We start from the raw sequence: 21291 nt of genomic DNA on the forward strand, positions 1-21291 counted from the left end.
TTAAAGAGAGGCTTTTAGACATGGCGACTATTTTCGACCCGATCAAACTCGGCGACATCGAGCTGAACAACCGCATCATCATGGCCCCGCTGACCCGTTGCCGCGCCGACGAAGGCCGTGTGCCGAACGCGCTGATGGCCGAATACTACGTACAACGCGCCTCGGCCGGCCTGATTCTCAGCGAAGCCACTTCGGTAACGCCGATGGGCGTCGGCTACCCGGATACCCCGGGCATCTGGTCCAACGATCAAGTGCGTGGCTGGGCCAACGTGACCAAAGCGATTCACGGCGCCGGCGGCAAGATCTTCCTGCAACTGTGGCATGTTGGCCGCATTTCTCACCCTTCGTACCTGAACGGTGAAGCACCGGTGGCCCCAAGCGCCATTCAGCCAAAGGGTCATGTCAGCCTGGTGCGCCCACTGGCCGACTACCCAACCCCGCGCGCCCTGGAAACCGCTGAAATCGCCGACATCGTCGACGCCTACCGCACCGGCGCCGAGAACGCCAAGGCCGCCGGTTTCGACGGCGTGGAAATCCACGGCGCCAACGGTTACCTGCTCGACCAGTTCCTGCAAAGCAGCACCAACCAGCGCACCGACCAGTACGGCGGCTCGCTGGAAAACCGTGCACGCCTGCTGCTGGAAGTGACCGACGCCGCGATCGAAGTCTGGGGCGCCGGCCGCGTTGGTGTGCACCTGGCACCGCGTGCCGATTCCCATGACATGGGCGATGACAACCTTGCCGAGACCTTCACCTACGTCGCCCGTGAACTGGGCAAGCGTGGCATCGCGTTCATCTGCTCGCGCGAAAAAGAAGGCGCCGACAGCCTCGGCCCGCAACTGAAAGAAGCGTTCGGTGGCCCATACATTGCCAACGAGAAGTTCACCAAGGAAAGCGCCAACGAGTGGCTGGCCAGCGGCAAGGCAGACGCCGTAGCGTTCGGCGTGCCGTTCATTGCCAACCCGGACCTGCCGGCACGTTTGCAGGCCGATGCGCCGTTGAACGAGCCGCATCCGGAGACTTTCTACGGTAAAGGTCCGGTCGGTTATATCGACTATCCGACCTTGTAATCAGGCTGTAGCGCAGAAATGAAAAAGCCCCGGACTTGTGAGAGTCCGGGGCTTTTTGTTGTTCGGCTTGGGGCTTGTAGCGTGGCACCCGGCGTAGCCCCTCACCCCAGCCCTCTCCCGAGGGAGAGGGAGCCGATTGGTGTGTTTTTCAAACTTTGAGTTCGGCGGGATATTTCAGGTCGGCACGGCTTGAGCAAACAACCCGGTCGGTCCCGCCATTGGGGAGAGGGAGCCGATTTGCAGATCCTTCAGAACCCGAGTTCGGCGGGATATTTCAGGTCAGCGTCACTCGAAAGATCAGCTTGGTCGGTCCCCTCTCCCTCTGGGAGAGGGCTAGGGTGAGGGAAACGCGGCAAAACACGGATTCACAAGAGCTACACAATTTCCCTACAAAATCCACGGCCGGCTACGTTTAAACTCCCCGCCGCAATAATCGGCCATAGCGGCTGATTGACATCCTGCCGGGCAATTGCGCATTTTGTTTCATTTGCGCAGGCTTGGGCTCAGGCGCAGCATGTCCAGCCCGGTGTCGACCCAGCGTTCAGCCTCGGCGTGCAGTTCGAAGCTGTCCGGAGCCAGCAGCCAGCCGTACAGCAGGCCGTCGATGTAGGCATGAATGCTGATCGCCGCGCGGGCCGTGTCGAGGTCTTCCGGCAACTGGCCGCGATTCACCGCATTACGCAGGGTCAGGCCGATGCGCACGTTGCAATCGAGACTGGCCGTCCGGCGCTGCTGGCGCAGATCGCACATTTCATCGGTGAATTCGCACTTATGAAACAGAATTTCGTTGATGCGCCGGGTTTTCGGGTCCAGTGCAACTTGATGAAACAAATGAATCAGCAACTGCCGCATGCAGCCCAGCGGGTCCGGTTCGTCTTCGCTTTCGCTGGCCTTGGCCAGTTCATCCAGCGGTTCGTGCAGGCTGTCGAGCATGGCCTGGACCAGATCGGCCTTGTTGCTGAAATGCCAGTAGATGGCGCCACGCGTCACGCCGGCGAGGGTCGCGATGTCCGCCAGGGTGGTGCGGGCAACCCCCCTTTCATAAAAGGCTTTCTCGGCCGCTTCCAGAATCTGGCTGCGGGTTTCCTGAGCTTCCTCTTTGGTACGACGGACCATGGCAGTAAAACCTCAAACAGGATGTTTCAGGGATGGCTGAATATCCGCTGAATAAAGAGGGGGCGATCTCTCGTGAATCGACTCCCCGGCCTACAATTTCAAACCTTGCGACGACTTTTGTATCAGGGTGGGTACACGGCGCAGGTGTTTACAAACAACCATGAACGTAAGTATATTACTTAGCAAGCTACTTATCCACCCGGTACCCGATTTTTACTCTTTCACACTTCTTGTGCGCTTCTTGCGCGCCTGACCCGAGGATCTTCATGCAATTCAAGCCAGCTGTTACCGCTCTGGTCACTGCCGTCGCCCTGGCATCGCTGCTCAGCGGATGTAAAAAGGAAGAAGCGGCCCCAGCCGCTCCGCCTCCTCAGGTCGGCGTCGTCACCCTGCAACCACAAGCCTTTACCCTGACCTCGGAACTTCCGGGCCGCACCAGTGCGTTCCGCATCGCTGAAGTTCGCCCGCAGGTCAACGGCATTATCCTCAAGCGTCTGTTCAAGGAAGGCGCCGACGTCAAAGCCGGCCAGCAGCTGTATCAGATCGATCCGTCGGTCTATGAAGCTACGCTGAAAAGCGCCGAAGCCGAGCTGCGTTCGACCAAGTCGATTTCCGACCGCTACAAGCAACTGGTCGACGAACAAGCCGTGAGCCGTCAGGAATACGACACCGCACTGGCCAACCGCCTGCAATCGGAAGCATCGTTGCAGAGCGCGCAGATCAACGTGCGCTACACCAAAGTCTACGCGCCGATCTCTGGCCGTATCGGCCGCTCTTCGGTCACCGAAGGCGCACTGGTCAGCAATGGCCAGGCCGATGCAATGGCAGTGATTCAGCAGCTCGACCCGATCTACGTCGACGTGACCCAATCGTCGGTGGAACTGCTGGAGCTGCGCCGCGAGCTGGAAAGCGGCCGTCTGCAGAAGGCCGGCGACAACGCCGCTGCGGTCAAGCTGACCCTGGAAGACGGCAGCCAATACAAGCTCGACGGCAAGCTGGAATTCTCCGAAGTCTCGGTTGACCAGACCACCGGCTCGGTAACCCTGCGCGCAGTGTTCCCGAACCCCGATCACACCCTGCTGCCAGGCATGTTCGTTCACGCCCAGCTGCAAGCCGGCGTCAACAGCGCAGCGATCCTCGCGCCGCAACAAGGCGTGACCCGCGACCTCAAAGGCACCCCGACCGCACTGGTCGTCGGCGCCGATAACAAGGTCGAGCTGCGTCAGCTCAAGGCCAGCCGCACTGTCGGCAGCCAGTGGCTGATCGAAGATGGCCTGAAAGCCGGCGATCGTCTGATCACCGAAGGGCTGCAGTACGTCAAACCGGGCGTCGAGGTCAAAGCGACCGAGGCGACTAACGTCGGCACCAAGAACCCGGCCCCCGCACAGGCAGCTGACAAAGCCGCCGGCGGCAAAGGGGAGTAACCCATGTCAAAATTCTTCATCGACCGTCCGATTTTCGCCTGGGTAATCGCCCTGGTGATCATGCTGGTCGGGGCACTTTCGATCCTGAAATTGCCGATCAACCAATACCCGAGCATTGCGCCACCGGCCATTGCGATCCAGGTGACCTACCCAGGCGCGTCCGCACAAACCGTGCAGGACACCGTGGTGCAGGTCATCGAGCAACAGCTCAACGGTATCGACAACCTGCGTTATGTGTCGTCGGAAAGTAACTCCGACGGCAGCATGACCATCACCGCGACCTTCGAGCAAGGCACCAATTCCGACACCGCGCAGGTCCAGGTCCAGAACAAGCTGAACCTGGCCACCCCGCTGCTGCCGCAGGAAGTGCAGCAACAGGGTATCCGCGTGACCAAGGCAGTGAAGAACTTCCTGCTGGTGATCGGCGTGGTGTCGCGTGACGGCAGCATGACCAAGGACGACCTGTCCAACTACATCGTGTCGAACATGCAGGACCCGATCTCGCGGACCGCCGGTGTCGGTGACTTCCAGGTCTTCGGTGCGCAGTACGCGATGCGTATCTGGCTCGACCCGGCCAAGTTGAACAACTTCAACCTGACCCCGGTCGACGTGAAGAATGCCATTGCTGCGCAGAACGTCCAGGTGTCGTCCGGTCAGCTCGGTGGCTTGCCTGCCGTGCAGGGCCAGCAACTGAACGCGACGATCATCGGCAAGACCCGTCTGCAGACCGCTGAGCAGTTCAAGGAAATCCTGCTCAAGGTCAACAAGGACGGTTCGCAGGTTCGCCTCAAAGACGTGGCTGAAGTCGGCCTCGGCGGTGAGAACTACGCGATCAGTGCCCAGTTCAACGGCAGCCCGGCGTCCGGTCTGGCGGTGAAACTGGCCAACGGTGCCAACGCCCTCGATACCGCCAAAGCGCTGCGCAACACCATCGACAGCCTCAAGCCGTTCTTCCCGCAAGGCATGGAAGTGGTGTTCCCGTACGACACCACTCCGGTGGTGACCGAATCGATCAAAGGCGTGGTGCACACGCTGGTCGAAGCGATCGCGCTGGTGTTCCTGGTGATGTTCCTGTTCCTGCAGAACTTCCGCGCCACCGTCATCACCACGATGACCGTGCCCGTGGTACTGCTCGGTACGTTCGGCATCCTCGCCGCCGCCGGTTTCAGCATCAACACCCTGACCATGTTCGGCATGGTGCTGGCCATCGGTCTGCTGGTGGACGACGCCATCGTCGTGGTGGAAAACGTCGAGCGGGTGATGAGCGAAGAAGGCTTGTCACCGAAGGAAGCGACGAAGAAGTCCATGGGCCAGATCCAGGGCGCACTGGTCGGTATCGCCCTCGTGCTCTCGGCGGTACTGCTGCCGATGGCGTTCTTTAGCGGTTCCACCGGGGTGATCTACAAGCAGTTCTCGATCACCATCGTGTCGGCCATGGCCCTGTCGGTACTGGTTGCCCTGATCTTCACCCCGGCGCTGTGCGCAACCATGCTCAAGCCGATTCCGAAAGGCGAGCACGGCACCCCGAAGAAAGGTTTCTTCGGCTGGTTCAACCGCAATTTCGACCGTGGCGTACGCAGCTACGAGCGCGGCGTCGGCAACATGCTGACCCGCAAGGCGCCGTATCTGCTGGCGTACCTGTTGATCGTGGTGGGCATGATCTGGCTGTTCACCCGCATCCCGACCGCGTTCCTCCCGGAAGAAGACCAGGGCGTACTGTTCGCTCAGGTGCAGACCCCGGCCGGTTCCAGTGCCCAGCGCACGCAGGTGGTCGTGGATGAAATGCGTGAGTACCTGCTGCGTCCGAACAAGGACGGCGGTGAAGCGGACGCGGTGGCTTCGGTGTTCACCGTGACCGGCTTCAACTTCGCCGGCCGTGGTCAGAGCTCGGGTATGGCGTTCATCATGCTCAAGCCGTGGGGCGAACGTAACGCCGACAACAGCGTGTTCAACCTCGCTGCGCGTGCCCAGCAACACTTTTTCAGCTTCCGCGACGCGATGGTGTTTGCCTTCGCCCCGCCAGCGGTTCTGGAATTGGGTAACGCCACCGGTTTCGACGTGTTCCTGCAGGACCGCGCCGGTATCGGTCACGAAAAACTGATGGAAGCGCGCAACCAGTTCCTCGGCATGGCGGCGCAAAGCAAGGTGCTGACCCAGGTGCGTCCGAACGGCCTGAACGACGAGCCGCAGTTCCAGCTGGAAATCGACGACGAGAAGGCCAGTGCCCTCGGCATCACCATCAGCGACATCAACAACACTCTGTCGATCGCGCTGGGCAGTAGCTACGTCAACGACTTCATCGACCGTGGTCGGGTGAAGAAGGTATATGTGCAGGGCCAGCCGGACTCGCGCATGAGCCCCGAAGACCTGAAGAAGTGGTACGTGCGTAACGCCGAAGGCACCATGGTTCCGTTCTCGGCGTTCGCCAAGGGCGAGTGGGTCTACGGTTCGCCGAAGCTGGCGCGCTACAACGGTGTGGAAGCGGTCGAGGTCCTCGGGGCTCCGGCGCCGGGCTACTCCACCGGTGAAGCGATGGCTGAAGTCGAAGCGATTGCCAAGAAGCTGCCGTCCGGTGTCGGTATCTCCTGGACCGGTCTGTCCTACGAGGAACGTCTGTCCGGCTCGCAAGCGCCAGCGCTGTACGCCCTGTCGCTGCTGATGGTGTTCCTGTGTCTGGCGGCGCTGTATGAAAGCTGGTCGATTCCGATCGCGGTCATGCTCGTGGTACCGCTGGGGATCATCGGTGCACTGATGGCCACCAGCCTGCGCGGTCTGTCCAACGACGTGTACTTCCAGGTGGGCTTGTTGACGACCATCGGTCTGGCGGCTAAAAACGCCATTCTGATCGTCGAATTCGCCAAGGAACTGCATGAACAGGGACGCAGCCTGCGTGAAGCGGCGATTGAAGCCTGCCGCATGCGTCTGCGCCCGATCATCATGACCTCGCTGGCCTTCGTTCTCGGTGTTGTGCCGCTGGCGATTTCCACCGGCGCCGGTTCAGGCAGTCAGCACGCGATCGGTACCGGCGTGATTGGCGGTATGCTCACGGCCACGATCCTGGCGATCTTCTGGGTCCCACTGTTCTTCGTTACTGTGTCGTCCATCGGTCAGCGCAAAAAGACCGACGCGGATGAGACTACTGAAACTCCTAAAGAGGCTGGCCAATGAGCAAGTCGCTACTCTCCATCGCAGTCGCCGCCTTCGTGCTGAGCGGTTGCTCGCTGATACCTGACTATCAGCAGCCTGAGGCTCCGGTCGCAGGCCAGTACCCGCAGGGGCCGGCGTACTCGCCGGCCCAGGCTCCGGCGCAAGCCGCTGCCGAACAGGGCTGGAAGCAGTTTTTCCATGACCCGGCCCTGCAACAGCTGATCCAGGTCGCCCTGGAAAACAACCGCGACCTGCGTGTCGCGGCGCTGAACATCGACGCTTACGCGGCGCAGTACCGCATCCAGCGCGCCGACCTGTTCCCGGCAGTGTCGGCCAATGCCGCCGGCAGCCGCCAGCGTCTGCCGGCCCGTGCCTCGCAGACCGGCGAGTCGATGATCAGCAGTTCGTATTCCGCCACCGTCGGCGTCAGCGCCTACGAACTCGACCTGTTCGGTCGGGTGCGCAGCCTGAGCGAGCAAGCGCTGCAACAGTATTTCGCTACCGAAGAAGCACGCCGCAGCACACAGATCAGTCTGGTCGCCAACGTCGCCAATGCCTACCTGACCTGGCAGGCGGACAAGGAACTGCTCAAGCTGACGCAGGACACCCTCGGTGCCTTCGAAGAAAGCTACAAATTGACCAGCCGCAGCAACGAAGTCGGTGTGGCTTCGGCGCTGGATCTGGCACAGTCGCGTACCTCGGTGGAAAACGCCCGGGCGCAACTGGCGCGTTATACCCGCCAGGTCGCACAGGACGAAAACAGCCTGACCCTGCTGCTCGGCACCGGTATTCCGGCCAATCTGCAAGCAGCCAAACCGCTGTCTGATGATCTGCTCAGCGACGTACCGGCCGGTCTGCCTTCGGACCTGCTGCAACGTCGTCCGGACATTCTGCAGGCCGAGTACAACCTGAAGGCGGCCAACGCCAACATCGGCGCGGCGCGTGCAGCGTTCTTCCCGAGCATCAGCCTGACCGCCAACGCGGGCAGCCTGAGCCCGGATCTGTCCGGTCTGTTCAAGGGTGGCTCGGGGACGTGGCTGTTCCAGCCGCAGATCAACCTGCCGATCTTCAACGCCGGCAGCCTGCGCGCCAGCCTCGACTACGCCAAGATCCAGAAGGACATTGGCGTGGCGAACTACGAGAAGTCGATTCAAACGGCCTTCCAGGAAGTCGCCGACGGCCTCGCCGCCCGCCAGACCTACACCGAGCAGCTGCAAGCGCAGCGTGACTTCGTTCAGGCCAACCAGGATTACTACCGCCTGGCCGAACGTCGCTACCGCATCGGCGTCGACAGCAACCTGACCTTCCTCGATGCCCAGCGTCAGTTGTTCAGCGCACAACAAGCGTTGATCACCGACCGCCTCGCGCAGCTGACCAGTGCGGTCAACCTGTACAAGGCACTGGGCGGTGGCTGGAATGCGCAGACCGCGCAGAACGAAGCGCTGAAAGAAGAAGCGCCGAAGATGAAGCTGTTCTGATCATCGGCTGACTACATCAAGCCCACCTTATTGGTGGGCTTTTTGTTGCCTGTCGCAAAGGTTTCGCGGCCGAACTGGCCTCTTCGCGAGAAGGCTCGCTCCCACAGGGAAACGCATTCCAGTTGTGGGAGCGAGCCTGCTCGCGAAGGGGACCTAACACTCACCACAAATCAGCATGAATCTTGCGTTCGATAACCGCCCAAAACCCGCTTTCAGCAATTGAACCCGAACACACAGGCCCTTCACCATTCGAACCAGAAAACCAATAACAACAAGGTTCGACACCATGCTCCTGCGCCCTGCCCCGCCCGGCTGACCGCCACCGCTGCATCTCAGACCTGCATCACGTTGCCTGCGCCGCACCCGCCGCGACAGCGCAGCCGTTCGCCCTAAAAAAACAAGAGAGACCCAAGTCCATGACAGTTTTCCCTGTGCCCTACGCATTGCCCGCTGTGATCGCCCTGGCCATCGCCGGTCTGGCCCTGCCGGCAAGCGCCGAAGAAGGCGGTTTTGTCGAAGACGCCAAGGTCAACCTTAACCTGCGCAACTTCTACATCAACCGCAACTTCACTAACCCGACCAAGACCCAAGGCAAGGCTGAAGAGTGGACGCAGAGTTTCATCCTCGACGCCAAATCCGGCGTCACCCAAGGCACCGTCGGTTTCGGCATGGACGTACTCGGGCTGTATTCGATCAAGCTCGATGGCGGTAAAGGCACGGGCGGTACGCAGTTGTTGCCGCTGGACCATGACGGGCGCCCGGCGGACAACTTCGGCCGCACCAACGTCGCGTTCAAGGCCAGACTTTCGCAGACCGAGGTCAAGGTCGGCGAGTGGATGCCGGTGCTGCCGATTCTGCGTTCGGACGACGGTCGCTCGCTGCCGCAAACCTTCCGTGGCGGCCAGATAACCTCCAAGGAAATCGCCGGCCTGACCCTCTATGGCGGCCAGTTCCGCGCCAACAGCCCGCGCGACGACAGCAGCATGAGCGACATGTCGATGACCGGCAAAGCCGCGTTCACCTCTGATCGTTTCAACTTCCAGGGCGGCGAATACCTGTTCAACGACAAGCGCACACAGATCGGCCTGTGGAACGCGCAACTCAAGGACATCTACAGCCAGCAGTACCTCAATGTGCTGCACAGTCAGCCGCTCGGCGACTGGACGCTGGGCGCCAACCTCGGCTTTTTCTACGGCAAGGAAGATGGCAGCGCGCGTGCCGGCGATCTGGACAACAAGACCTGGTACGGCATGTTTTCGGCCAAGTACGGCGGCAACACGTTCTACCTCGGCTTGCAGAAATTGACCGGCGACAGCGCGTGGATGCGGGTCAACGGCACCAGTGGCGGCACGCTGGCCAACGACAGCTACAACGCCAGTTATGACAACGCTCAGGAACGCTCCTGGCAGCTGCGCCACGACTACAACTTCGCCGCCATGGGCATCCCCGGCCTGACCCTGATGAACCGCTACATCAGCGGCGACAACGTGCACACCGGGACGATCACCGACGGCAAGGAATGGGGTCGCGAATCGGAACTCGGTTACACGGTGCAGAGCGGCACGTTGAAGGATCTGAACGTCAGATGGCGCAACTCGACCATGCGCCGCGACTTCAGCAACAACGAGTTCGATGAAAATCGCCTGATCGTCAGCTACCCGATCAGCCTTCTCTAACCACACATGCCCCACTGTGGGAGCGAGCCTGCTCGCGAAAGCGCAGCTTCAGTCGACATCTCTGTCGAATATGAAATGGCCTTCGCGAGCAGGCTCGCTCCCACATTTGATTCCCATCACAGATGCATGCCATTGGTCAGGCCATGTAGCGCTTTTGCGGGCGACAGTTACAGTGAGCAAACCTGAAGGACTCAGGTGCTCCAACCCTTCACGCTTCCGTTTCGTAGTCGGTCTCCAGCTGTGCACCAGGTTGTCATCGGAAGACACCATTTGATCACCGGAGGATCACCTCATGATCACGCGCCGCACCACCGATTGGGACGCCAAGGCGTACCAACAGTTTTCCCGTCTCAGACAACGTCCGGTCAACGAATTGCTCGACCGTATCGAACTGCAAACCCCCCAACGCATTTACGATCTGGGCTGCGGCACCGGCATCGCTACGCAGTTGCTGGCCAAGCGTTGGCCGCGTGCGCGATTGCAGGGCATCGACAGCTCGGCGCAGATGCTCGACGAGGCCCGAGGCCTGCCGATCAAGGCCTTGTGGAAACAATCTGATCTGCTGGACTGGCAGCCTGAGCAACCGGCGGATCTGTTGTTCGCCGCCGCTGTGCTGCATTTTCTCGATGACCACGAAACCTTGCTGCCGCGCCTGCTCGGCTATTTGAATCCTGGCGGCTGCCTCGCAGCGCACATGCCGGATTGGCGCGATGCGTTGTGGTATCGGTTGATGCTGCAAACGTTGGAAGACGCCGGCCCCGGGGGCGCACCATTGGGCACGCCGGAACTGCGCCGGCGCATGGCCGTGCGGCCGCTACTGACGCTGGAGGACTACTACCGTCTGCTCGCGCCAATGACCGCGTCGCTGGACATTTGGGAGACCGAACAACTGCAAGTGGTCGACGGCAAATCGCCGGTGTATGACTGGATCAAGGTCTCGGCGTTAAGACCAGTAATGCAGGCGCTGGATTCAGCGCAGCAGGCGCGATTCATCTATCACTACCTGATGCGGGTGCATGAGCATTATCCGCAAGAGGAGGATGGGCGTACGTTGTTTGCGTTCAAGCGGATATTCATTGTCGCCAGGGTTTGAGTGCATGTGCTGATTAACACATCACGGCGTCTGCCGCTTTCGCGAGCAAGCTCGCTCCCACATTTGTTTTGTGATCGACACAACTCCAATGTGGGAGCGAGCTTGCTCGCGAAGGCGTAATTTCGGGCGCCATCAATCCCGGGATTCGACTCCTAGCTCATCCCACACCGACTCCGCCAGATGAAACGTCGCGTTCGCCGCCGGGATGCCGCAGTAAATTGCGCTCTGCATGATCACTTCCTTGATCTCGCCACGGCTGACGCCGTTGTTGGCTGCCGCGCGCAGGTGCAGTTTCAGTTCGCCCTCGCGGTTCATGCCGATCAGCATGGCGATGGTGATCAGGCTGCGGGTATGGCGGGGCAGGCCCGGGCGGGTCCAGATGTCGCCCCAGGCGTGGCGGGTGATCATCTCCTGGAATTCCGAGTTGAACTCGGTCAGCGTGGTCAGGCTGCGATCGACGTGGGCATCGCCCAGCACCGCGCGGCGGACTTGCATGCCTTCGTCGTAACGTTGTTTCTCGTCCACAAATTCTTCCTCACTGAGCCTGCAAAAACGCCAGCACACGGTCGCTGAAAGCGGCACCGGCCTGCACGTTGGACAAATGCGCCGCACGGAACTCGGCGTACTCGGCACCGCGCACGTGGTCGCGGATGAAGTGCCCGCCGGACGGCGGCGTCACCGCATCTTCGCTGCCGGCAATCACCAGCAACGGCACGTTGATCGAAGCCAGTTGTTCACGAAAATCGGCATCGCGCACGGCCGCGCAGTTGGCCGCATAACCTTGTGGATTGGTTGCGGCAAGCATGTCGGTAATCTTCTTCGCCGCCTCGGTATGGGCCGCCGAGAAGTCCGGGGTGAACCAGCGCGCAATCGAGGCATCACGCAGTGCGACCATCGCCGCCGGGCCGTCGCGCAACACGGTTTCGATGCGTGGATTCCATACCGACGGATCGCCGATTTTTGCCGCCGTGTTGCAGACGATCAGTTTGTGCAGACGATGCCCGGCATTGATCCCAAGCCACTGACCGATCAGCCCGCCCATCGACAACCCGCAGAAATGCGCGCGCTCGATATGCAGCGCATCGAGCAGACCGAGCACGTCGCGACCGAGTTGTTCGATGCTGTACGGCCCCTCGGTGACCAGCGATTGCCCATGGCCGCGCGTGTCGAAACGCAGCACGCGGAAATGCTCGGTGAACGCCGGCATTTGCGCGTCCCACATGTGCAGGTCGGTGCCCAGCGAGTTGGACAGCACCAGCACCGGCGCCTCCGCCGGGCCCTCAATTTCATAGTGCAGTTCGCCATCGGCGAGTTGAACGAAAGCCACAGCCCTCTCCTTCAGACAGTCAAAGCGTTGTGTTCAGCCACCGCGCGCTCGACCCAGACTCGCGCCTGGCCAAGGTAATGCGCGGGGTTGAGAAGATCATCGAGTTCAGCGCCACTGAGTTCGGCGGTGACTTGCGGCTCGTCAGCGAGCACCGCACGCAAATGGCGTTGCTCGGCCACTGCACGTTTGCAGCATTGTTCGAGCAGGTGATGCGCGGTGTCGCGGCCGACGCGTTGGGCGAGGACGATGCTCACCGCTTCGGCCAGCACCAGGCCTTGGGTCAATTCGAGGTTGCGGGCCATGCGCGCCGCGTCGACCTCCAGACCGTCGGCCAGCAAGCGCGCCTGTTGCAGCGAACCGGACACCAGGCAGCAGATTTCCGGCAGGGTTTCCCATTCGGCATGCCACAAACCAAGGCTGCGTTCATGTTCCTGCGGCATCGCGCTGAACAGCGTCGACACCAGCCCCGGCACCCGCGTGGCCGCGCCGATCAGCACCGCCGCGCCAACCGGGTTGCGCTTGTGCGGCATGGTCGACGACCCGCCTTTGCCCGGTGCCGCAGGCTCGAATACTTCCGCTGCTTCGGTCTGCATCAACAGGCTGATGTCGCGGCCGAATTTGCCGAGGCTCCCGGCGATCAGGCCAAGCACGGCGCCGAATTCAACGATGCGGTCACGCTGGGTGTGCCACGGTTGCTCGGGCAGGGTCAGTTGCAGCTCTTCGGCCAATGCTTTGGCGATCGGCAACGCCTGTTCACCCAGCGCCGCGAGGGTGCCGGAGGCGCCACCGAATTGCAGCACCAGCAGACGCGGTTTCAGTTGTTGCAGACGCTGACGGCTGCGCGTGACGGCGCCCAGCCATCCGGCGATTTTCATACCGAGGGTCACGGGCGTGGCGTGTTGCAGCCAGGTGCGCCCGGCCAGTGGCGTGGTGGCGAAACGTTGTGCCTGAGTGGCGAGCGAGTCGGCCAGTTGCGCCAGTTGGTCTTCGATCAGCGCCAGCGCCTGGCGCAATTGCAGGACCAGCCCGGAATCCATCACGTCCTGACTGGTCGCGCCCAGATGCACATAGCGCTCGGCTTCGGCATCGCTCGAAGCGATCTGCTTGCCCAAAGCCTTGACCAGTGGGATCGCCGAATTACCGGCCGTGGCAATCGCCTCGCCCAGCGCTGCGAAGTCATACAGACTGGCGTCGCATGCTGCGGCAATCGGTGCCACGGCCGATGAAGGAATCAGCCCGACCCGCGCCTCGGCCCGGGCCAGCGCCGCTTCGAAATCGAGCATCGCCTGCATCCGGCCCTGATCGCAGAACACTTCGCGCATATCGCGGGCGGTGAAGTAGGCATCGAACAATTGATTGCCCGGTCGCTGAGTCATAAACAGTCCTTGCCGGCGCGAGCCTCGCAGCCCGCGCACATGGGTTTACAGATCGTGGTGCAGATACTTCGCCTGCTTGGGCAAACGCAGACTGAACAGGAAGGCCACCGCCATCATCGCCGTGACGTACCAGTAGAAGGCGTTTTCCATGCCGCCGGCCTTGAGGCTCAGGGCCACAAACTCTGCCGAGCCGCCGAAGATTGCATTGGCCACCGCGTAAGCCAGGCCGACACCGAGGGCGCGCACTTCCGGCGGGAACATCTCGGCTTTTACCAGACCGCTGATCGAGGTGTAGAAGCTGACAATCGCCAGCGCCAGGGTGATCAGTACGAAGGCGAGGAACGGGCTGCTGATGCTTTTCAGGCTGAGCAGAATCGGCACGGTGAACAGCGTGCCGAGGGCGCCGAACCAGAGCATCGAATTACGCCGGCCGATCTTGTCGGCGAGCATGCCGAACAACGGCTGCATGCACATATACAGGAACAGCGCGCCGGTCATGATGTAGCTGGCGGTCTTGGCGTGCATCCCGGCGGTGTTCACCAGGTATTTCTGCATGTAGGTGGTGAAGGTGTAGAAAATCAGCGAGCCGCCAGCGGTGTAGCCGAGCACGGTGATGAACGCCGCTTTGTGATCGCGAAACAGTGCAGTGATGCTGCCGGCGTCTTTGTGCGCACGGGTTTCCTTATTGGTGGTTTCCTTCAGCGAACGACGCAGGAACAGCGAAATCAGCGCCGCCACCGCACCGACCACGAACGGAATCCGCCAGCCGTAGGCACGCAGGTCTTCTTCGGTGAGGAATTGCTGCAGGACCACCACCAGCGACACCGCCAGCAGTTGCCCGCCAATCAGCGTCACGTACTGGAACGAGGCGAAGAAACCGCGCTGGCCCTTGAGCGCAACTTCGCTCATGTAGGTCGCGGTGGTGCCGTACTCGCCGCCCACCGACAGACCTTGCAGCAAACGCGCGAACAGCAACAGCACTGGTGCCCAGACGCCGATGTCCTTGTAGGTCGGCAGACAGGCGATCAGCAACGAGCCGAAGCACATCATCAGAATCGAGATGAGCATCGAGTTCTTGCGCCCGTGCTTGTCAGCGACCCGGCCGAAGATCCAGCCACCAATCGGCCGCATCAGGAACCCGGCAGCGAACACGCCAGCGGTGTTGACCAGTTGCACGGTGGGATTATCGGAGGGAAAAAACGCCGGGGCGAAATAGATCGCGCAGAAGGCGTAGACGTAGAAGTCGAACCATTCGACGAGGTTGCCGGACGAAGCGCCGACGATGGCAAAGATGCGCTTGCTGCGCTCTTCGCCGGTGTAGTGGGAGGTGGTGGTTGTCATTGTTTTTTCACTCGATAGGGACAGTCACAGTCTAGACATACTTTGCAACAGTCCCGTTCCACATCGGATCGTCACCCACGTCTGGATCAGCCTTTGTGGCGAGGGGATTTATCCCCGCTAAAGTGCGAGGCACTCGCAAATCAGATACACGCGGTTCATCTGAATACCGCGCCGACTGGTTTTTGGGGCTGCTTCGCAGCCCAGCGGGGATAAATCCTCTCACCACAGGGACTCTGTCCTGCACGGGATTTGGGGTGTTCTCTCAATAATCGAAGAACACCGTCTCGGCATCGGTGCCCTGCAGAACTACATTCCACTGGTACACACCCGACGCATCCGCCTTGGCCAGCAACGTCTGGCGACGCTCCGCCGGCACACATTCCAGCAACGGATCAGCAACGTTCGCCGGTTCGCCCTCGAAATAGATCCGCGTCAGCAAATGCTTGACCAGACCACGGGCAAACACCAGCACCACCAGATGCGGCGCCTGGGTCGAGCCTTTCAACCCCGGCACGGTGCCCGGTTTGATCGTGGTGAAACGGAAGCGCCCTTCGGCGTCCACCGGTACCCGGCCGAAGCCTTCGAAATTCGGGTCGAGCGGTTTGTCCTGATGATCTTCCGGGTGGTCGTACTTGCCGACGGCGTTGGCCTGCCAGACTTCGAGCATGGCGTCGTTGACGACATCGCCATTGCCGTCGACCACCTGGCCGGTGATTGCCACGCGCTCGCCGAGGGTCAGCTCGTTGGCCAGGGTTTCGCGGTTCAGCCACGTCAGGCCGATGTGGTAATACGGCCCGACGGTGTGGGACGTGGTCGCATAGAGCGTCATCTTATTTCTCCATCGGCGTGGCTTCACGGCCGCGCAGCACGATGTCCCAGCGGTAACCGAGGGCGTAGGACGGAATGGTTTTTTCCAGATCGAAACTGGCGATCAGGCGTTCCTTGGCCGAAGTGTCCGGCACGCAGTTGTAGATCGGGTCATACGCCAGCAACGGGTCGCCGGGGAAATACATTTGCGTGACCAGTCGGGTGAGGATGCTCGGCCCGAACAGGGAAAAGTGGATGTGCGCCGGGCGCCAGGCGTTGTGGTGGTTGCCCCACGGATAGGCGCCGGGCTTGATGGTCTGGAACTGGTACCAACCATCGGCATCGGTGACGGTGCGGCCGGTGCCGGTGAAGTTCGGGTCCAGCGGCGCGTCGTGCAGGTCGCGGGCATGGTTGTAGCGGCCGGCGGCATTGGCCTGCCAGATCTCCACCAGAATCCCCGGTACCGGCAGGCCATCTTCGTCGAGCACGCGGCCGTGAATGATGATGCGCTCGCCCAACGGTTCGCCGTCGTGCTGTGCGGTCAGGTCATTGTCCTTCTCGGCAACGTGTTCGGCGCCGATGGTCGGCCCGGTGATTTCCGAGAGTGAATGGGGCAGGTACACCAAAGGCTTGGACGGCGAGCGCAGGTTGGTGGATTGATACGTCGGGTGCAGGTAGTCAGGCTGAGTGCCTGCCTGTGGGCGACGGTAACCAGGCTTGTCAGTCATTTCGCTTTCCTCAGTTCTTGTAAGTGCCGCAGCGCGTCAGACACGTTCGATGGCCAGGGCCAGACCCTGGCCAACACCGACGCACATGGTCGCCAGACCTTTCTTGCCGCCAGTCTTTTCCAGATGATGCAGGGCGGTCAGCACCAGCCGCGCACCGCTCATACCCAACGGATGACCGAGGGCAATCGCGCCGCCATTCGGGTTGACCTGCGGCGCGTCATCCGCCAGCCCCAGTTCACGCAGTACCGCCAGACCTTGGCTGGCAAACGCTTCGTTGAGCTCGATCACGTCGAAATCGCTGACCGCGACGCCAAGGCGCTCGGTCAGTTTGCGCACCGCCGGCACCGGGCCGATGCCCATCACCCGTGGTGCGACGCCGGCGCTGGCCATGCCGAGCACTTTTGCGCGGGCGGTCAGGCCGTGTTTTTTCACCGCTTCGGCTGACGCCAGAATCAGCGCAGCAGCACCATCGTTGACCCCGGAGGCATTGCCGGCGGTGACGGTTTTATCCGCGCCATTGACCGGTTTCAGTTTCGCCAGCGCTTCAATCGTAGTGTCGGCGCGCGGATGTTCGTCCTCGCTGACCACGGTTTCGCCCTTTTTGTGGGCGATGCGCACTTCGACGATTTCTTCAGCGAAGTAACCGGCAGCCTGCGCGGCGGCGGTACGTTGCTGACTGCGCAGAGCAAAGGCGTCCTGATCTGCGCGCGAAACCTTGTAGTCGTCGGCAACGTTGTCAGCAGTCTGCGGCATGGCATCGACGCCGTACTGCGCCTTCATCAGTGGGTTGATGAAACGCCAGCCGATGGTGGTGTCTTCCAGTTTCATGTTGCGCGAGAACGCCGCGTCGGCCTTGCCCATCACGAACGGTGCGCGGGACATCGACTCGACGCCGCCGGCAATCGCCAGCTCCATTTCGCCACTGGCGATGGCGCGGAATGCGGTGCCAATCGCGTCCATGCCCGAAGCGCAGAGACGATTGAGCGTAACGCCCGGCACGCTGTCCGGCAGCCCCGCCAGCAGCAGCGCCATGCGCGCGACGTTGCGGTTGTCTTCGCCGGCCTGGTTGGCGCAGCCGAGAAACACTTCATCGACGGCATTCCAGTCCACCGAAGGATTGCGCTCCATCAGTGCTTTGATCGGCACGGCGGCGAGGTCATCGGCGCGCACGGCGGACAGTGCGCCGCCGAAACGGCCAATAGGGGTGCGAATCGCATCGCAGATATACACGTCACGCATCATGCTTCTCCCGGTGCCTGACCGTGGGCGCCAGCGGTGCGCGCTTCAAGATCACGCAGTGCGGTCAACTCGACTTCGGTCGGCTCAGCGGTGGTTTCAACGGAGTCGGCAAAACGAATCGCCCAACCGGTGGCGGCGACCACTTGCTCGCGGGTCACGCCCGGATGCAGCGCGGTGACCACGAATTCGTGGGTGCCCTCCTCCGGTTCCATGATGCACAGGTCGGTGATGATCCCCACCGGCCCGGCGCCCGGCAGGCCGAGACGTTTACGCGAATCGCCACCTTCGCCGTGACCGACCGAGGTGATGAAGTCGAGCTTGTCGACAAACGACCGCGCCGACTGTTTAAGGATGATCAGCACGCTTTTCGCCGAACCGGCAATCTCCGGCGCGCCACCGGCCCCCGGCAGACGCACTTTCGGCGCGTGGTAGTCGCCGACCACGGTGGTGTTGATGTTGCCGAAACGGTCGACCTGCGCGGCGCCGAGGAAACCGACGTCGATGCGCCCGCCCTGCAGCCAGTAGCGAAAAATTTCACCGGTCGGCACCACCGTGTCGGCGGTCTCGGCCAGCTCACCGTCACCGATGGACAGCGGCAGTACGCTCGGCTTGGCGCCAATCGGGCCGGATTCGTAGATCAGCACCACGTCCGGCGATGAAGTCAGGCGCGCGAGGTTGGCGGCTTTCGATGGCAGGCCGATGCCGACGAAACATACCGAGCCGTTCTTCAGGCGCCGGGCCGCCGCGACGGTCATCATTTCATTGGTGGTGTAAGTCATTACTTGGCCTCCGAAGCAGCGGCCAATTTGGCCTGGAATTCGCTGAAGTCAGCGCAGCCATGGATGTATTCGTTGATCCACGCGGTAAACGTCTCACGGTCGCGAGCGATCGGGTCCCACGCCTGATAGAAACGATTGTCACGCTCGGTGTAACCGTGGGCGTAGGACGGATGCGCGCCACCCGGCACGTGGCAGACCGCGCTCAAGGCCCAGGTCGGCAGCACGCAAGCGTTCATCGGTGCGTTGAGGTCGTCGACGATTTCTTCCACGGTGACGATGCAGCGCTTGGCCGCCAGCGCGGCTTCTTTCTGCACACCGAGAATGCCCCAGAGCAACACGTTGCCTTTGCGGTCGGCTTTCTGCGCGTGAATCACGGTGACGTCCGGGCGTACCGATGGCACTGCCGCCAGCACTTCGCCGGTGAACGGGCAGGTCACGGTTTTGATCAGCGGATTGACCTTCGGCAGGTCGGAGCCGGCGTAGGCACGCAGCACCGCGAACGGCAGGCCGGACGCGCCGGCAACGTAGGCGTTGGCGAGGTCGGCGTGGCTGTGTTCTTCAATTTCCAGCGCGTGCGGCCATTTTTTCTCGACCGCGTCACGCAGGCGGTGCAGCGAGCCCACACCCGGGTTGCCGCCCCAGGAGAAAATCAGTTTGCGCGCGCAACCGGCGCCGATCAGTTGGTCGTAGATCAGGTCAGGCGTCATCCGCACCAGCGTCAGATCTTTCTTGCCTTGACGAATGATTTCATGACCCGCTGCCGTAGGGATCAGGTGAGTGAAGCCTTCGAGGGCGACGGTATCGCCATCGTTGACGAATTGCTTCACCGCGTCGTGCAGCGAAAGGATCTCAGCCATGGAGCGGGCTCCTGTTCTTGTAAGGAATCGCCAGTGATAAAAAGGCGCGAGGTTCAGCGCCGGAGTCACTGAAGATTAAGCTCGGGAAATTCGCCAAACAATCCGATAATCGACTGAGTGTTCGTTTATCGAACGGATTGTTGCCTCCCTAATGATCGTTCCCACGCTCCGCGTGGGAATGCTGCCGGGGACGCTCCGCGTCCCTGTACAGCCGAACGCAGAGCCTCCGTTGAGGCATTCCCACGCGGAGCGTGGGAACGATCATGGGTCTGCCTCAGGTCGCATCCGCATGACTGACCATGCCCTTGATCAGCACCGCCGCCGTCGCCAAACCGGCCGGAATCACCAGTGCGGTCAGCACTTGCTCGAAATTCCAGCCCAGGCCAAGCAAGGTTGCGCCCATCCACGCGCCGAGGATCGCGCCGAAGCGGCCGATGCCGAGCATCCACGACACCCCGGTCGCACGGCCCTGAGTCGGGTAGAAGCGTGCCGCCAATGACGGCATCGCCGATTGCGCGCCGTTGACGCACATGCCCGCCACCAGTACCAGCGTCGCCAGCAAGGTGATGTTGCCCAGGCTTTGTCCCACGGCGTAGGCAAACACCCCGGCCAGCAGGTAGAAAACGCCGATGACCTTGTGCGGATTGAAGCGATCCATCGCCCAGCCCACGCCGACCGCGCTCAACACGCCGCCAAACTGGAACAACGCACCGATGAACGCGGCCTGCTCCATGCTCGCGCCGCTGTCGCGCATCAGCGTCGGCAGCCAACTGGTCAGCAGGTACACAATCACCAGGCCCATGAAATAGGTCAGCCATAACAGCAGCGTGCCGGTGCTGTAAGTGCCGGAGAAGATCACCGCAAAGACATTGCGCGCCTTCACGGTCTTCTGTTCCGGCACGCTGAAGCTCGCAGCCTGGGCAACGGTAACCGGGTCGATCGGCGCGAGGGTCTTGCGTACTTTGTCGGTGCCACGGTTGCGCACCACCAGGTAGCGCGCCGATTCCGGCAGCCAGAACACCAATACCACGGCGAGGATCAGCGGCAGGATCCCGCCGATCATCAGCAGAGCATGCCAGCCGAACGCCGGGATCAGCTTCGCGGAGATGAAACCGCCGCCGGCCATGCCGAGGTTGAAGCCGCAGAACATGCTGGTCACCAGCAGCGACTTCTTGCGCTCGGGTGTGTATTCCGAGAGCAGCGTCGTCGCGTTGGGCATGCCCGCGCCGAGACCGAGACCGGTCAGAAAGCGCAACACCAGCAGTTGTTCGACGTTGGTGCTGTACGCCGAGGCCAGGCTGAAGCCGCCGAACAGAATCACCGCACCGACGAGGACAACCTTGCGCCCGAAGCGGTCAGCCAACGGGCCGGAGCCGAGCGCGCCGAAGACCATACCAATCAGCGCGGCACTCATTACCGGGCCGAGGCTGGCGCGGTCGATGCCCCAGTCTTGCGACAGCGCCGGGGCGATGAAGCCCATGGCGGCGGTGTCGAGGCCGTCGAGAAATACGATCAGGAAACACAGGATCACCACCCGCCACTGATAGCGCGAGATCGGTTGGGCGTTGATGAAGGTCTGCACATCGAGGCAGTTACCCACAGCGGACTGAGGCTGGTTCATTATTTTTATTCCACGCAAAAAACGCAGTCGAACGGCGGCCGGCCAAAGGAAGGCACGGTCACAAGAATAGAAGGTTGTAATCAGGCGTTGCGGTGAACCCGGCAACAACGGGTGGGATACAGACAGTCGGGGAGCGAGCGCATGGTGAGTTGCCTCTTGTCATTATTATGGGGTCGACAGTCCGGCGAGCTCATTCACATCAGCGCCGGATG

Annotated in this window: 17 protein-coding genes; 6 read left to right on the top strand and 11 right to left on the bottom strand. The window is 61.6% G+C overall.

All coding sequences use genetic code 11. From position 1 onward, the window contains the following. The first annotated feature begins 20 nt into the window (after positions 1–20). The gene (locus tag D8U71_RS02085; RefSeq protein WP_016771329.1) at positions 21–1070 is read left to right on the top strand and encodes an alkene reductase; all 1050 of its coding nucleotides are present in this window, start codon (positions 21–23) and stop codon (positions 1068–1070) included. 483 nt (positions 1071–1553) lie between these two features. Here the strand turns inward: D8U71_RS02085 and emhR are convergent, their stop codons facing one another. Further along, the gene (gene emhR, locus D8U71_RS02090) at positions 1554–2186 is read right to left on the bottom strand and encodes an efflux system transcriptional repressor EmhR (RefSeq protein WP_024011948.1); all 633 of its coding nucleotides are present in this window, start codon (positions 2184–2186) and stop codon (positions 1554–1556) included. 266 nt (positions 2187–2452) lie between these two features. Between emhR and emhA the strand changes: the two genes are divergently transcribed. The 5 genes from emhA to D8U71_RS02115 all read left to right on the top strand — a co-directional run bounded on the left by emhA (position 2453) and on the right by D8U71_RS02115 (position 11004). Beyond that, the gene (gene emhA, locus D8U71_RS02095; protein ID WP_016771331.1) at positions 2453–3610 is read left to right on the top strand and encodes an efflux RND transporter periplasmic adaptor subunit EmhA; all 1158 of its coding nucleotides are present in this window, start codon (positions 2453–2455) and stop codon (positions 3608–3610) included. A 3-nt stretch (positions 3611–3613) separates the two neighbouring features. Then, the gene (gene emhB, locus D8U71_RS02100; RefSeq protein WP_024011946.1) at positions 3614–6778 is read left to right on the top strand and encodes an efflux RND transporter permease subunit EmhB; all 3165 of its coding nucleotides are present in this window, start codon (positions 3614–3616) and stop codon (positions 6776–6778) included. Next, on the top strand, positions 6775–8235 hold the full coding sequence (gene emhC / locus D8U71_RS02105; RefSeq protein WP_024011945.1) for an efflux RND transporter outer membrane subunit EmhC: 1461 nt from the start codon (positions 6775–6777) through the stop codon (positions 8233–8235). Before emhB ends, emhC begins: the two co-directional genes overlap by 4 nt. A gap of 416 nt (positions 8236–8651) precedes the next feature. Next, positions 8652–9911, top strand: a complete 1260-nt coding sequence (locus D8U71_RS02110; protein WP_130887066.1) for an OprD family porin — start codon at positions 8652–8654, stop codon at positions 9909–9911. A 292-nt stretch (positions 9912–10203) separates the two neighbouring features. Beyond that, positions 10204–11004, top strand: a complete 801-nt coding sequence (locus tag D8U71_RS02115; protein ID WP_125925264.1) for a methyltransferase domain-containing protein — start codon at positions 10204–10206, stop codon at positions 11002–11004. A gap of 132 nt (positions 11005–11136) precedes the next feature. Here the strand turns inward: D8U71_RS02115 and pcaC are convergent, their stop codons facing one another. The 10 genes from pcaC to D8U71_RS02165 all read right to left on the bottom strand — a co-directional run bounded on the left by pcaC (position 11137) and on the right by D8U71_RS02165 (position 21079). Then, complete coding sequence (gene pcaC / locus D8U71_RS02120; protein WP_024011942.1) at positions 11137–11529, bottom strand: 4-carboxymuconolactone decarboxylase; 393 nt, start codon at positions 11527–11529, stop codon at positions 11137–11139. 10 nt (positions 11530–11539) lie between these two features. Next, positions 11540–12331, bottom strand: a complete 792-nt coding sequence (gene pcaD / locus D8U71_RS02125) for a 3-oxoadipate enol-lactonase (RefSeq protein WP_125925263.1) — start codon at positions 12329–12331, stop codon at positions 11540–11542. Positions 12332–12342: 11 nt separating this feature from the next. After that, positions 12343–13707, bottom strand: a complete 1365-nt coding sequence (locus D8U71_RS02130) for a 3-carboxy-cis,cis-muconate cycloisomerase (protein ID WP_130887067.1) — start codon at positions 13705–13707, stop codon at positions 12343–12345. Between the two features lie 45 nt (positions 13708–13752). Further along, entirely contained in the window at positions 13753–15048 is a 1296-nt protein-coding gene (locus tag D8U71_RS02135) for an MFS family transporter (RefSeq protein ID WP_041478914.1), read from the bottom strand. Between the two features lie 262 nt (positions 15049–15310). After that, complete coding sequence (gene pcaG / locus D8U71_RS02140) at positions 15311–15877, bottom strand: protocatechuate 3,4-dioxygenase subunit alpha (RefSeq protein WP_130887068.1); 567 nt, start codon at positions 15875–15877, stop codon at positions 15311–15313. Between the two features lies 1 nt (position 15878). Beyond that, positions 15879–16583, bottom strand: coding sequence for a protocatechuate 3,4-dioxygenase subunit beta (pcaH, locus tag D8U71_RS02145; RefSeq protein ID WP_129998851.1), 705 nt, complete (start codon positions 16581–16583; stop codon positions 15879–15881). Between the two features lie 36 nt (positions 16584–16619). Next, positions 16620–17825 carry a 3-oxoadipyl-CoA thiolase gene (gene pcaF, locus D8U71_RS02150; RefSeq protein ID WP_177421638.1) on the bottom strand — a complete coding sequence of 402 codons (1206 nt, stop codon included), beginning with the start codon at positions 17823–17825 and terminating at the stop codon, positions 16620–16622. Next, positions 17822–18601, bottom strand: a complete 780-nt coding sequence (locus D8U71_RS02155) for a CoA-transferase subunit beta (protein WP_130887069.1) — start codon at positions 18599–18601, stop codon at positions 17822–17824. The genes pcaF and D8U71_RS02155 overlap by 4 nt, the downstream gene beginning before the upstream one ends. Further along, positions 18601–19458, bottom strand: a complete 858-nt coding sequence (locus D8U71_RS02160; RefSeq protein WP_130887070.1) for a CoA transferase subunit A — start codon at positions 19456–19458, stop codon at positions 18601–18603. Before D8U71_RS02160 ends, D8U71_RS02155 begins: the two co-directional genes overlap by 1 nt. Before the next feature lie 274 nt (positions 19459–19732). Then, complete coding sequence (locus tag D8U71_RS02165) at positions 19733–21079, bottom strand: MFS transporter (protein ID WP_130887071.1); 1347 nt, start codon at positions 21077–21079, stop codon at positions 19733–19735. Positions 21080–21291 lie beyond the last annotated feature (212 nt).

This window comes from Pseudomonas sp. Sample_21 (assembly GCF_004307525.1).
In the GTDB taxonomy this organism is placed as follows: Bacteria; Pseudomonadota; Gammaproteobacteria; order Pseudomonadales; family Pseudomonadaceae; genus Aquipseudomonas; species Aquipseudomonas atacamensis.